Here is a 12,047-nt window from a genome sequence, read left to right as displayed (position 1 = left end):
CACACGTTCCCATCCCGAACACGACCGTTAAGCCCTCTAGCGCCGATGGTACTTGGACCGCAGGGTCCTGGGAGAGTAGGAAGCCGCCAAGCGAAACCCTTTCGGGTATTGAAATACTTCGAAGGTCTTGAATATAATTTGGGCCCTTAGCTCAGTTGGTTAGAGCGCACCTCTGATAAGGGTGAGGTCGGTGGTTCGAGTCCACCAGGGCCCACCATTTAACTTACAAATCAATAAATCCTACATATCATGGGGCCATAGCTCAGCTGGGAGAGCGCCTGCCTTGCAAGCAGGAGGTCAGCGGTTCGATCCCGCTTGGCTCCACCATTCCCTGATAGCTCAGTTGGTAGAGCACTCGACTGTTAATCGAGTTGTCACAGGTTCGAGTCCTGTTCGGGGAGCCATTATGGAGAGGTGTCCGAGTTGGCCGAAGGAGCACGATTGGAAATCGTGTAGGCGCCAAAAGCGTCTCGAGGGTTCGAATCCCTCTCTCTCCGCCAGCTTGGTTTTATTGAGGCCCGTTGGTCAAGGGGTTAAGACACCTCCCTTTCACGGAGGTAACAGGGGTTCGAATCCCCTACGGGTCATAATAGTATGGAGGCTTAGCTCAGCTGGGAGAGCATCTGCCTTACAAGCAGAGGGTCGGGGGTTCGATCCCCTCAGCCTCCACCATATATTTTTTTAACGACGCGGGGTGGAGCAGCCCGGTAGCTCGTCGGGCTCATAACCCGAAGGCCGCAGGTTCAAATCCTGCCCCCGCAATTGAACTTATTTTAAATAAGGGATCTTGGAACCGTGGTGTAGTTGGCCTAACATGCCTGCCTGTCACGCAGGAGATCGCGGGTTCGAATCCCGTCGGTTCCGCCATTTTCTTTCAAACATTGAGGAAGCTGTTCACTAAATCTGCTGTAAGGCACTGACGCCTGGATAAAGTGCAACGTTTCAAGATTAACTTTATTATGGCTCGGTAGCTCAGTCGGTAGAGCAGAGGACTGAAAATCCTCGTGTCGGCGGTTCGATTCCGTCCCGAGCCACCATTGAATCTAATAATCGAATATGCCGGTGTAGCTCAATTGGTAGAGCAACTGACTTGTAATCAGTAGGTTGGGGGTTCAAGTCCTCTCGCCGGCACCATTGTGGAGGCTTAGCGAAGTGGCCAAACGCATCAGACTGTAAATCTGCTCCCGTACGGGTTCGGTGGTTCGAATCCATCAGCCTCCACCATTGCTTTTAGGGGCATAGTTTAAAGGTAGAACAGCGGTCTCCAAAACCGTTAGTGTGGGTTCAATTCCTGCTGCCCCTGCCAATTCTTTATTAATTATGTATTATGGCGATCGTGGCGAAGTGGTTAACGCACCGGTTTGTGGATCCGGCATTCGGGGGTTCAATTCCCCTCGATCGCCCTCTAGTGGGGATTAGCCAAGCGGTAAGGCAACGGACTTTGACTCCGTCATGCATAGGTTCAAATCCTATATCCCCAGCCATTATTTGCGGACGTGGCTCAGCGGTAGAGCATCGCCTTGCCAAGGCGAGGGTCGCGGGTTCGATTCCCGTCGTCCGCTCCAATAGAATATGGCGCCATAGCCAAGTGGTAAGGCACAGCTCTGCAAAAGCTTTATCCCCAGTTCGAATCTGGGTGGCGCCTCCAGTAAATATGCCGGCGTGGCGGAATGGCAGACGCGCTCGACTCAAAATCGAGTGGGAAACCGTGGAGGTTCGAGTCCTCTCGCCGGTATTCAGTATTAAGAAAACAGTCCAGTAGAGATTACATCTAATGGGCTGTTTTTTTGTTTATCTATATGCTTACAAAATGAAATGATTAGGTGGGAGTACAGTGCCGGATTTGTATACAGAACACGATTATTCGCAGTTATTATTTGACCTATCTCTTTGGGAAGAAGCCTGGAGAAAGAGAAAGGCGTCCATGCCTCCCAGGAAAGGGAGCTATCCGTTCGATACGGAGGAAGCCTTTGAACGGTGGGCCAGAGAATACCACCATCAGTCGTTCACGGAAGAAGGCAAACAACGTTCTGGTCGTATTATGGGCTGGATTGAGAATCAGGGCGTCGAATATAAGGGGTTAACGATACTGGATGTCGGCGCCGCCTCAGGTGCGTTCAGCATACCATTCGCGGAAAAAGGAGCAACGGTTACTGCTGTTGAACCTTCGCATTTTCTGACCGCTTTGATGAAAGAAACCATTCCTGCCGAATTAAGATCCAGGATCGACATTGTGTCGGAACGTTTTGAGGAATTGTCCATTCAGGACAAAGGCTGGGAAAAGAAGTTCGACTTGGTGTTTGCCTCCATGTGTCCAGCCATGTCCGACTGGGAGACGGTGGAACAAGCCATCAACTGTGCCAGGCAATATGTGTATATCAGCACGATGGCGGCTCCACGCGAGCACACCCTAATGGATGAGTTGAAAGAGGTGTTGGGGGTAAAATCGACATTCAGAGCAGGAGATATGGCATACATCCAACAGCTTCTATATTTGAAGGGATATTCTTATACGAGCCTGATCACCAAAGAAACGACTACGTTGGAGATGCCGTTGGAGGATGTCGTGCATAAGCTGCCGGAATGGCTCAAAACGTACAAGCTGCCAACGGATGAACAGACTCTGCGACTTGCTGAAGAGCACATTAGAAAGACATTTCCGGATGGCGTCGTCACGTTTACGCGGGGAGGACGATTCGGAAAAATATTGATTCAACTCGATGAACCTCAGATGAAAACTGTACGGAAATAAGCATGAAGTTACGAGCGGTTGTTCATATAATAGTATGATCAGAAAAACAAAGAGGGGCAGTGGAAGCTGCCCCTTTTGCATGCATGGTTCCGAGGTATACCTTGTACCCTTTCACGAAATGGATTCTCCCCATAAATAACAGACCAAATCCCTCGTAGTGCGCCTTCAAACAGGTTTTTAGAACGGGCTGAAGCTCATATGATAGAGGAAACCCGAAAATTTCCAAAAATTATCCTTCAGAAAACTGGATTGCAGCTATAGAACAGCGAATGTATTTCATGGCTTGGGCAGCTCATTAGAAATTAAACCTGTCTTTCGGCATGCAGGTTCTGCTGCCGAAGCCGGTATTGGCCCGGGGTTATTCCCTCCCATTTGCGGAAGGAACGGATGAAGTTTTGCGGATTGTTATACTGAAGCCGGTTAGAGATGTCCTTTACGGTCAGATCCGTTTCTTCCAACCATCTTTTGGCGATGGTGAACCGATGTTTGGCCAAATATTCGCTGAATGACGATCCCGTTTCCTTGCGGAACACACTGCTTAAGTAGTTGGCATTATAGTGAAGCCTGGCAGCACACTCCTCTAGCGTGAGGTCTCTATCATATTCCTGATGGATGATCGCAATCATTTTGTCCGAAATATGACGGTACTGTGTAACTTGTCTCTCCTTGAAAAGCAAAATGATGGGTTTGATCATCCGCTGACTGAACCAATGCTCCACTTCTGAGGCGTATCGAAGGTTAAATAGTTCCTTGTACAATGAATCATAGCCGGAAGTTGTCGGATCAAGCCGAATCCCGCTCTCATGCAGCATCTGCAGAATACGGGTGAGCAGTCGGGCCAGAGCCAAATGATAATCTTCAGAATGGCATTCCGGATCCAAAACATGCTCGAGCATCTGGGACAGCAGCACTTCCGCTTCACCTTCGTCGCCGGTCTGAATCGCTTGAACGAGAGCGTACTCCAAGGATGAAGGATAACTGATAGATGCGGGGCTGCTGCTATGAATCGGCTGCTCATATTGAATGATAATGCCTGTGCCCAGCCGCAAACGCTGGTGCAGTGCTTTTAAGGCCTCGGAATAGGCACGATGTACTTGCAGGAGAGATGTCCAAGGTTGGCTGAACCCGATACTCACTGTGAGTTGAAGCACTTGTTCGACCTGCTGCTGCAATTGCCCGGTCATGGCATGCAGATGTGCGGCAAATTTCACCGGATCCGATTCAGCGTCCCCCAATATGGTGACTACAGTTTGTTCCAATACTACAGGGTATAGCTGGTGATGTTCGTCTAACGTTTCCTCCATCATATTTTGCACGGCGAACAACAATAAATCGAGATCGCTCACCGTATACTTGGATTGATGCACAAGATCTGCCTGAATGACAATAACGGCAACATGTTGCCACTGGTCCAGATAGTGACCGTACCCATGCTCAATCAAGCCGCTTTGAAGAGCCGAAGGGGAGCATTTGCCAAGAAGCATGTCCATAACAAAAAAAACACGCGTTTGAAGCACGTACTGATTCAGGCGGTTTTCAAGCCGTGAGCTGGAATCCACCATCTGCGTAAAGCGTGCCTGAATCTGCTCGAACTCAGTGGGGAAAGCATCTGCACGCTTCTTAGCCATCGCTTGACGCACGGATGGATGGTAATGAAGTCCGACATGGGCCAACAGTTTGCGAATCGGGACATGCATTCGTTTGGAGCCTAGCCAGGTTAACCCTAAAGAAACCAACAACATGATCAGGCTGACATGCAGGGTATGCTCGGCGATGCGCGTGTATTCCTGGGTCAGCACGTTCATTGGCGTCAAAAGCATGTAGGTCCAGCCTCTTAATGAGGATTGGGTGTAGGACAAAGAGTACCGCGAGTCGCCCAGACGTACTTTGGCTTCTCCCGCTGCATGGGATGATGCCGAAGGCAGCCGTTCAGACATGTTGCTTCCAGACTCTTCTTCCCGCATATCCATTCCCGCAAGCGGCCTGCCGATATAAGCGGGGTTGGGATGGGCCAAAATGCGTTGTTCCCGGTTGACGATAATTAAGCCTGCAGCCGAGGTTTGCTCCATATCGGCCGGGCTTTGCAACGAGCAGGCAGGAATTCCTGCAATGACAGCGGAATGGGTCGGCGCACTCAGGTGCGGAACTGGCCTGGCAAGGGCAATATGATAGATGCAACCGTTATCCGAGATATGTTCCGGGTTGTTGAACACGCTCGAGGGTATGAGCTGCCAACCGGACGTTAACGTTTTCGAGAGCATTTCTTTCATGGGAAGAGCCAGCGGAAATTCTGTGCTTAAATACATTCCGGCATGATCGATCAGCCAGTCCTGCGTTTGGTTAATGAGCGCGATATCCATGGAAGGCTCCCAAGAACGCATATTTTGAAATTCGGTCTGCAGCCGGTCGGCGCTGGGTGTCTTCGCGTCGAGGCGTGGGGCTGACAGCTGCTCCAGCGTGGCTGGCCAACGTGTTGCTTGATCCAGCATGTAGCTTATAGTACCGAGTTTATGTTCTACGTTGGACTGCATCTGATTCAGCAGCTGTTTGTTCGTCTGAAGCTGATGCAGCTCGCTCTGGTTCGTTGTATAGAAAAAAGCGGCAATTCCGGTTAACAGCATGGGGAGAGTGCTTAACAGCATGCCAAAAATGATCATCCGATGAAGATAACTGTGTGCTCCCATAGTCAACTCCTGACGTTCTGGAATGAAGTTGGTTTCAACTCTATTTTAGTAAACGCTTACATAAAGAACAACAACATTTTGTTTAATTGGATAAAAAAGTAATGTGTTAAAGAAGGATTGCCGTTCATTACCTCATAAAAGAGGGACAGGAAACGTGAACAGTGCTTGCATGTGCTTCGCTGCACCGATTTCATCTTGGATGAAGACGCGTTTGACATGGTTAATGAAGCATAACAGGCCGGGATCCATGCAGAGAATCGAGGTCCAGCGTACGGACAGCCGAAGGTCCAAATCCTTCCCCGACCAGAGTCTAGGATGAAAAACCGTCCGCGGTCTGTTTTGAAAAACGTCGGATTCCCCTAGAATAAGGACATAAGGTTAAACAAGAAACAAACGAACTGAAAGGGCGGTGAACAAGAACATGAGATGGAACAAAGGAAATGGCTGGGCGATCGTCTTTATCGCACTCGGCGTACTGCTTCTCTTCGGGAAATTGACTCCATTGTTGGGACATCTGACAGGTTATCTGATTCCGATTCTGATGATTGCACTTGGATACTACGGCGTGAAGCGAGGCAATGTGGCTCTGGGATGGATCGTTCTCCTCATCGGTATTCTTTCGCTGATGGTCAAACTGTCCTGGTTGATCGGTCCGATCATCGCTATCGGATTAATCATCTTCGGAATCTCCATGCTGAACAACAAACGCGGATATCGTCGGTACTAAGCCATTAACGATTATGAAAAGGAGGGCCAGAGCATAATGAGTGTATTTCGTCGAATGCGGGACATTACCGTAGCAACATTGAATGAGCATTTGGAGCAAAGTCAGGATCCAGTGAAATTGATCGACCAGTTTCTGGTCTCGACCCGCCAGGATATTGGCGAAGCCGAGAAGCTCCGTCACCAGTATGCTTCACACACAAGACAAATGAAACAACAGGCCGATCAGGCCGCCGCCATGGTACACAAACGGGAGGAGCAAGCTTCGATGGCTTTGAAAGCCGGGGAAGAGCACCTTGCCAAGCTAGCCTTGCAGGAAAAAATCATCTACGAAGAAAAGATGGAGCAGTACAACGAACTGTACCAACAAAGCAACTCCGCTTTGCAGGAACTGGATGAGCAAATCAACCAACTGAAGGTTGAATATCAAACCGTATACAGCAAGCGCCAATATTATTACGCCCGGATGCAGACGATTCAACTGCAGCAGCGGATGAATCAGCGCAGCCAGTATAACGGCCAAAATGTTCCTCGCATGTTCAATCGTTTGGATGATCAAGTATCGGATCTTGAATATGAAACCCAGAGTCTTCGGGATTTGCGAAGAATGGGGCAGGGAGACACCTCAAGCGGAATCTCATCCTCCCAGCTCGATAAAGAGCTGGAGCGCCTGAGACAGAAGCTGAATACCGACAGAAAGGAGTAACCAAGCATGAACAGATTATTTCGGTCGACGCGTAATCGTAGGCTGACAGGCCTAATCGGCGGCATTTCCGAAAACCTCGGCGTGAGTTCCGCGCTGCTGCGCATCATCTTTTTCATCAGTATTTTTGCCACGGGCGGCACGTCGCTGCTGATCTATTTCATCGCTTCACTGTTGGTACCGAAGGAAACTTACCCCGGTGAGTCGTACGGATACGGCCCTGATTTCGGAAGAGGATACAAATGACAGAAAGGAGTAACACGACATGAGCAAACTATATCGCTCAACGCGTGACCGGATGCTTACCGGATTAATCGGCGGCATCTCCGAATCGATCGGCATGGATTCTACGCTGCTGCGTATCATCTTTGTCATCAGCATCTTCGTTACGGGCGGCACGTCGTTACTGATCTACTTCATCGCCGCACTGGTTGTGCCGAAGGAACCTTACCCTCCATATGATCCATATGGCCCCGGGCCAGGTCCCGGCCGAGGTTTCCAGGGTCACGATCAACATCCGCCAAGAGGGCCGTTCAATCAAGGTCCATTCAACCAAGGCCCGTTCAACCAGGGTTCCGGCGGTTTCGGACCGGGTCCAGGGTATAACAACAGACCTAATCAGGGAACGCGTTATGACGGCAATTACGCAGGAAACCAGCAGGAAAGCGAACTGGATTCCATGATGAAGGATATCGAGAAAAAAGCATTGCAAAAAGAAGTCGAAGAGCTTCGCCAAAAATTATCTCGTTACGAGAAAGGAGAAAAATAACATGGGAGTATTTAAACGGATTAAGGATATGACAAAGGCGTCGGTGAATGATCTTTTGGATAAAGTAGAAGACCCAATCGTAATGCTCAACCAATATTTGCGCGATATGGAGGCCGAAATTCATGAGGCCGAAGTAACGGTAGCGAAACAAATGGCCAACGAGCGCCGCATGAAGCAGCGTCTGGATGAAGCTGAGCGTACTTCCGTACAACGCGAATCTCAAGCCGAAGCGGCTTTGGCAAACGGTCAGGAAGAGGTAGCACGCAAGCTGCTGGAAGAAAAAATCTATTTCGATCAAAAGATCACCGAGTACAGCGAGCTGCATGCACAATCCGAAGCACAAGCCAAAGACCTGCTGCAACAGCTGCATGACATGAAAGACGAGTTTTACAAAATGCGCAACAAACGCAATGAGCTTGTATCCCGTGCTCAAATGGCCAAAGCGAAAAAACAAATGTCGCAAATCAACAGCCTGCATACGATCGAGAGCGGAAGCGCATCGCTTGGGTTCCACCGTATGGAAGAAAAAATCATGCAAATGGAAGCAGAGGCTGACGTAATGCGTGCACCGTATCGCAATGCTCATGCGACTAACGCAACGTACACCAACCCAGCGGACGCTGAAAAACAATTCAAAGTCGACCAGCAGCTGCAAGCCCTCAAAAACAAATTGGGCAATGGCGCCAAAAATGATGCAGGTACAACCAAAGAATAACTGTTCGGTCAGCAAACAATATGATATTCTATAGATCGTGAATAGAGAACGGTTTGTAGAGTAAAAGGTAAAGCCATACGGGATGAAAGATGCCTGGTATGGCTTTTCCAACGACAAGGGTTCACCAGCATACAGAGGAGGTGTGGCAGATATGAACAGAAAAGCGCAATGGCTTGCCGTAGTGATCATTGCCATCGGCGTTGTGATGCTGCTGAATCGCCATATTAACGTGCTGACGGCTGCCGCACTCATCCTGTTAACGATCGGGATGCTTCAAGTCCGCAAAGGAGATACGCGCAAAGGTTACCGTTGTCTGGGCATCGGCGCAGGCTTGCTATTGCTGGACAACTTAATGATCGTGTTTTTGATTGTGCTTGGTTCACTCGCTTATTTTTATTCGAATAACAAAAAGATGGATTTGCATCAAAAAGTGATGCGCAAACAAAACTTTATGGCCCGTTATTATTGGGATCGTGCGCCTTGGACGCTGCGCAGCATGAGCCTGTGGCATGTCCTCGGCGAAGTGAATGCCGATCTGTCCCTCTCCCTGCCGGAAGAAAAACAAACCGTCGTACTGCTCCAAGGTGTCATGGGAAATGTACGTTTAAACTTGCCTGAAGATTACGGCGTCGAAATCGAAGCCTCTGTCTTGTTCGGGCGCATTCAATTTCTGGGCGAGCAGGACAGCGGAATGATGAACAAACTGGTATGGAGAACTCCTGGATATGAATCCAGTGAACATAAAGCAAAATTTGTCATTTCCTATATTGTTGGCGACTTATTCATCAGTAAACCGTAGTAAGTTAATAAAAGCAAAGAGGAGGAGACCCTGTTGAAAACGAAACGACATGCCGATATGGTAACCCGAAGCATGGGTGAGGGGATCCTCCTTGTTTTCGTTGTGCTGGCCGTCATTTTGTATGTATTGTATACATATGGTTTTTTGGCTCCTTTTGCAGGCTGGCGGCATTTGCTCCAAGCGGGTCTGCCGCTGCTATTGCTCCTGGTTGCCATCGGGGCAATATTCGGGTTTTACCAAAGCTACCGCGTCAAACGAAGGCTTGAACTGCTGCGGGAAACGCTGCTTCAATGGGAGAAAGGATCGCTTTCCCGTACGGTGCCCGATCTCGGCCCGGATGATGTGGGTCGCCTGAGTGAACAACTCGGACGCATCGGCAAAAAGTGGGAAGAACAGGTGACTTCATTGCAGCGTTTGTCCACCAATAATGCACAGCTTGCGGAACAGGCGCGCATTACGGCGATCGTGGAGGAACGACAGCGCTTGGCTCGCGAACTGCATGATGCCGTATCACAGCAGTTGTTCGCCATTTCCATGACGGCGACGGCAGTCGGGCGCAAAATGGGCCAAGATTTTGATCGGGCACAGAGACAAGTGGCACTCATCGAAGAGATGGCATCCGTCGCGCAATCGGAGATGCGCGCATTATTGCTCCACTTGAGGCCGGTATACTTGGAGGGCAAACAGCTGGAGCAGGGACTTCGCGACCTGGTGATGGAATTGAAAACGAAAGTGCCGATGGAAATCGTGCTTGAAATCGATGACAACATTCACTTGGTGAAGGGCATTGAGAACCATTTGTTCCGGATCATCCAGGAAGCCATGTCCAACACGTTGCGCCATGCGAAGGCGGACAAAATGGAGATTCGGCTGCAGCGCAAAATGGATGCGATTCGGGTGCTCATTCGCGATGACGGGCAAGGCTTTGAGTTGAATGACCAGAAGCAGGCCTCCTATGGGCTCGCGAACATGCGTGAGCGCGTTACGGAAATCGGCGGAGCGATCCAATTTGTCACCGCTCCCAGGAAGGGAACAAGAATTGAGATTACGATACCTTTGATGAACGATGAAAGCGGGGAAGAACATGGCAACGGAAACGGAAATCGAGATGGAATCGGATAACGAAACGTCGATCAAGGTACTGCTCGTGGACGATCATGAAATGGTGCGCATCGGTCTGGCCGCGGTGCTGGATACGGAGGACGGCATTGAAGTCGTGGGCGAAGCCGGCAGCGGAGAAGAAGGCATTCGCCTGGCTCAGGAGTACAAACCGGACGTGGTGCTTATGGATCTCGTGATGGAGGGCATGGACGGCATCGAGGCAACTCGACAACTGCTTAAAATGTATCCGGAATGCAAGGTCATTGTGCTTACGAGTTATTTGGATGACGAGAAGATGTATCCGGTCATTGAGGCGGGCGCGTTCAGTTATTTGCTGAAAACGTCAAGGGCCAACGAAGTTGCCGATGCCATTCGTGCTGCCGCTCGCGGCCAGTCTGTATTGGAGTCCCAGGTGGCCTCCAAAATGATGAACCGTTTCCGTCAACCGCAGGCGACCGCGCCTGCCCATGAAGAGCTTACGGATCGGGAGATGGACGTGCTGAGGCTGTTGGCGCAAGGGAAGTCGAATCAGGACATCGCGGACGACCTCGTGATCGGCATCAAAACGGTCAAATTCCACGTGACCAACATTTTGGCCAAACTCGGCGTGGATGATCGTACGCAAGCAGCGATTTATGCATATAAAAACGGCCTTGCCGAATAAAAGCGAGCTATGCCTTGAGCAGGGCCGAACATATCGAATGAACGGATAACCCGAAAACTGCACTAATTGCAGAAAATGCAATAACTGATCATCAGGTATACCTTCCTGACTCGGTCGGAAGCCCAATTTGCCATCCTCTTTATGGCAGGTTGGGCTTTTTTGTGTTGCTGTGTTTACAGCCGGATCATCCGGGGCATGCTGTTGATAGATTGATAGATTATAGAAAAGGCGGGCTGAACATGAAGGCACATTGGATGAAAGCGGGCATGATGCTTGCATTGGTTATCGTTTTGGTCGGAGTGAGTCGGGTGTACGCGGACAAACAGCCGCTTAAGTCTGAATCCGAAAGAACACAGCTTGAAGCACTTATACATACCGGCCATTTGGCCATGGATCAAGCGGATCGCATGATCGTTAAATGGCAGGGTCAGGGAAAGGGAAATGCGCAGACAGCCGCATCCGTATTGTCCCGGCAGCTTGGGCTGCCTGAACCCGAACAAACCATTCAAACGGGACATGAGGTATACCGCAGCGAACGGCAAGGGGGAGAGCTGCAGGCGGGGGTCCTTGTAAACGCAGCCGTCGTTGATGAAGGCGAGTATTATCTCATCGTGCAGTTAACGGGCGATGAGAAATCGGATATGAACGCATTCCTCTCGCTGCATGAGGAGGTCGGGCGGCTGCTGAACGAAGCAGGGCTCCAGGCGGCGTGGAATTTTGCCATGCAGGGCAGTACACCAGTAGAAACTGCGTCGCTGACAAATGCAGGGGAACAACTGGAGCAGGCCGAACGAGCGATGGCTTCCCGGCTTGATGTACACGAGGCGGAGCGATATACGGACAACGGCACGGTGGCCGTATCTTACGAAGTACCCGGGCTGCCGCTTTCCATCGCGAGCGCCTCTCGCGAACTGAACATGCAGCTGGCCGTACACACGGACCAAAATCGGGAAGAGAATCGAATTACGGTAGGGTTCCCGGTGATAACGATTGAATATTGATAGAAAGCAACAGGAAAATTAATGCAAGTATTCATGCTTTATGCTAAAATGTCATCAAATCTGCAGGCGATGACATATGTTTTGACTAAAACTGGTAACTTCTACGACTTAATCAAAGAAGCGATACGAATCGCTT

At 50.0% G+C, this 12,047-nt stretch carries 11 protein-coding genes, 17 tRNA genes and 1 rRNA gene; 28 read left to right on the top strand and 1 reads right to left on the bottom strand.

Translation table 11 applies throughout. The annotated features are described in order from the left end of the window. From rrf to L6H98_RS10285, 19 genes are all read left to right on the top strand, one after another. Positions 1-92: ribosomal RNA gene (rrf, locus tag L6H98_RS10375) — 5S ribosomal RNA — on the top strand; the annotation flags it as partial. Between the two features lie 48 nt (positions 93-140). Continuing rightward, a tRNA-Ile gene (locus L6H98_RS10370) sits at positions 141-217 on the top strand. A gap of 34 nt (positions 218-251) precedes the next feature. Continuing rightward, positions 252-327, top strand: a tRNA-Ala gene (locus tag L6H98_RS10365). A 1-nt stretch (position 328) separates the two neighbouring features. After that, positions 329-404: transfer RNA gene (locus L6H98_RS10360), tRNA-Asn, on the top strand. A 4-nt stretch (positions 405-408) separates the two neighbouring features. Next, positions 409-500: transfer RNA gene (locus L6H98_RS10355), tRNA-Ser, on the top strand. 15 nt (positions 501-515) lie between these two features. Further along, positions 516-587, top strand: a tRNA-Glu gene (locus L6H98_RS10350). Positions 588-596: 9 nt separating this feature from the next. Next, positions 597-672 (top strand) — tRNA-Val (locus L6H98_RS10345). Positions 673-688: 16 nt separating this feature from the next. After that, positions 689-762 (top strand) — tRNA-Met (locus L6H98_RS10340). A 27-nt stretch (positions 763-789) separates the two neighbouring features. Further along, a tRNA-Asp gene (locus tag L6H98_RS10335) sits at positions 790-867 on the top strand. A gap of 94 nt (positions 868-961) precedes the next feature. Next, a tRNA-Phe gene (locus tag L6H98_RS10330) sits at positions 962-1,037 on the top strand. Positions 1,038-1,058: 21 nt separating this feature from the next. Continuing rightward, positions 1,059-1,134, top strand: a tRNA-Thr gene (locus tag L6H98_RS10325). 4 nt (positions 1,135-1,138) lie between these two features. Beyond that, positions 1,139-1,224: transfer RNA gene (locus L6H98_RS10320), tRNA-Tyr, on the top strand. Between the two features lie 8 nt (positions 1,225-1,232). Then, a tRNA-Trp gene (locus L6H98_RS10315) sits at positions 1,233-1,306 on the top strand. Between the two features lie 24 nt (positions 1,307-1,330). After that, a tRNA-His gene (locus L6H98_RS10310) sits at positions 1,331-1,403 on the top strand. Between the two features lie 6 nt (positions 1,404-1,409). Next, positions 1,410-1,484 (top strand) — tRNA-Gln (locus L6H98_RS10305). 6 nt (positions 1,485-1,490) lie between these two features. Further along, positions 1,491-1,565, top strand: a tRNA-Gly gene (locus L6H98_RS10300). 9 nt (positions 1,566-1,574) lie between these two features. Then, positions 1,575-1,648, top strand: a tRNA-Cys gene (locus tag L6H98_RS10295). Between the two features lie 8 nt (positions 1,649-1,656). Further along, a tRNA-Leu gene (locus L6H98_RS10290) sits at positions 1,657-1,735 on the top strand. 189 nt (positions 1,736-1,924) lie between these two features. After that, a complete protein-coding gene (locus tag L6H98_RS10285) occupies positions 1,925-2,752 on the top strand; it encodes a class I SAM-dependent methyltransferase (protein ID WP_236414846.1) in 828 nt (275 codons plus the stop codon). Between the two features lie 302 nt (positions 2,753-3,054). Here L6H98_RS10285 and L6H98_RS10280 read toward each other — a convergent pair whose 3' ends face one another. Then, the gene (locus L6H98_RS10280; protein WP_236414845.1) at positions 3,055-5,436 is read right to left on the bottom strand and encodes a helix-turn-helix domain-containing protein; all 2,382 of its coding nucleotides are present in this window, start codon (positions 5,434-5,436) and stop codon (positions 3,055-3,057) included. Positions 5,437-5,857: 421 nt separating this feature from the next. Here L6H98_RS10280 and L6H98_RS10275 point away from each other — a divergent pair, with 421 nt between their 5' ends. The 9 genes from L6H98_RS10275 to L6H98_RS10235 all read left to right on the top strand — a co-directional run bounded on the left by L6H98_RS10275 (position 5,858) and on the right by L6H98_RS10235 (position 11,911). Continuing rightward, entirely contained in the window at positions 5,858-6,163 is a 306-nt protein-coding gene (locus L6H98_RS10275) for a hypothetical protein (protein ID WP_236414843.1), read from the top strand. A gap of 36 nt (positions 6,164-6,199) precedes the next feature. Further along, entirely contained in the window at positions 6,200-6,865 is a 666-nt protein-coding gene (locus tag L6H98_RS10270; protein ID WP_236414841.1) for a PspA/IM30 family protein, read from the top strand. A 6-nt stretch (positions 6,866-6,871) separates the two neighbouring features. Beyond that, positions 6,872-7,108 carry a PspC domain-containing protein gene (locus L6H98_RS10265; protein ID WP_236414838.1) on the top strand — a complete coding sequence of 79 codons (237 nt, stop codon included), beginning with the start codon at positions 6,872-6,874 and terminating at the stop codon, positions 7,106-7,108. A 19-nt stretch (positions 7,109-7,127) separates the two neighbouring features. Continuing rightward, on the top strand, positions 7,128-7,631 hold the full coding sequence (locus tag L6H98_RS10260) for a PspC domain-containing protein (protein WP_236414836.1): 504 nt from the start codon (positions 7,128-7,130) through the stop codon (positions 7,629-7,631). Between the two features lies 1 nt (position 7,632). Further along, positions 7,633-8,346, top strand: coding sequence for a PspA/IM30 family protein (locus L6H98_RS10255; RefSeq protein ID WP_236414833.1), 714 nt, complete (start codon positions 7,633-7,635; stop codon positions 8,344-8,346). A gap of 151 nt (positions 8,347-8,497) precedes the next feature. Next, positions 8,498-9,145 (top strand): cell wall-active antibiotics response protein LiaF, encoded by a 648-nt coding sequence (gene liaF, locus L6H98_RS10250; protein WP_236414831.1) that lies wholly within the window; start codon positions 8,498-8,500, stop codon positions 9,143-9,145. A 33-nt stretch (positions 9,146-9,178) separates the two neighbouring features. Further along, the gene (locus L6H98_RS10245; protein ID WP_236414829.1) at positions 9,179-10,267 is read left to right on the top strand and encodes a sensor histidine kinase; all 1,089 of its coding nucleotides are present in this window, start codon (positions 9,179-9,181) and stop codon (positions 10,265-10,267) included. Continuing rightward, positions 10,230-10,910 carry a response regulator transcription factor gene (locus L6H98_RS10240; RefSeq protein WP_290371435.1) on the top strand — a complete coding sequence of 227 codons (681 nt, stop codon included), beginning with the start codon at positions 10,230-10,232 and terminating at the stop codon, positions 10,908-10,910. Before L6H98_RS10245 ends, L6H98_RS10240 begins: the two co-directional genes overlap by 38 nt. 239 nt (positions 10,911-11,149) lie before the next feature. Continuing rightward, positions 11,150-11,911, top strand: coding sequence for a YwmB family TATA-box binding protein (locus tag L6H98_RS10235; RefSeq protein WP_236414827.1), 762 nt, complete (start codon positions 11,150-11,152; stop codon positions 11,909-11,911). Positions 11,912-12,047 lie beyond the last annotated feature (136 nt).

The organism is Paenibacillus sp. JJ-223 (genome assembly GCF_927798175.1).
GTDB classification, from domain to species: domain Bacteria; phylum Bacillota; class Bacilli; order Paenibacillales; family Paenibacillaceae; genus Paenibacillus; species Paenibacillus hubeiensis.
This window is presented reverse-complemented; position numbering and strand designations above follow the sequence as displayed.

Bases quoted from the DNA above. Each gene is read 5' to 3' on its own strand.
- L6H98_RS10260 (WP_236414836.1), top strand. From the start codon at position 7,128: ATGAGCAAACTATATCGCTCAACGCGTGACCGGATGCTTACCGGATTA.
- L6H98_RS10265 (WP_236414838.1), top strand. From the start codon at position 6,872: ATGAACAGATTATTTCGGTCGACGCGTAATCGTAGGCTGACAGGCCTA.
- L6H98_RS10285 (WP_236414846.1), top strand. From the start codon at position 1,925: ATGCCTCCCAGGAAAGGGAGCTATCCGTTCGATACGGAGGAAGCCTTT.
- L6H98_RS10255 (WP_236414833.1), top strand. From the start codon at position 7,633: ATGGGAGTATTTAAACGGATTAAGGATATGACAAAGGCGTCGGTGAAT.
- L6H98_RS10275 (WP_236414843.1), top strand. From the start codon at position 5,858: ATGAGATGGAACAAAGGAAATGGCTGGGCGATCGTCTTTATCGCACTC.
- liaF (WP_236414831.1), top strand. From the start codon at position 8,498: ATGAACAGAAAAGCGCAATGGCTTGCCGTAGTGATCATTGCCATCGGC.
- L6H98_RS10270 (WP_236414841.1), top strand. From the start codon at position 6,200: ATGAGTGTATTTCGTCGAATGCGGGACATTACCGTAGCAACATTGAAT.
- L6H98_RS10240 (WP_290371435.1), top strand. From the start codon at position 10,230: ATGGCAACGGAAACGGAAATCGAGATGGAATCGGATAACGAAACGTCG.
- L6H98_RS10280 (WP_236414845.1), bottom strand. From the start codon at position 5,436: ATGGGAGCACACAGTTATCTTCATCGGATGATCATTTTTGGCATGCTG.
- L6H98_RS10235 (WP_236414827.1), top strand. From the start codon at position 11,150: ATGAAGGCACATTGGATGAAAGCGGGCATGATGCTTGCATTGGTTATC.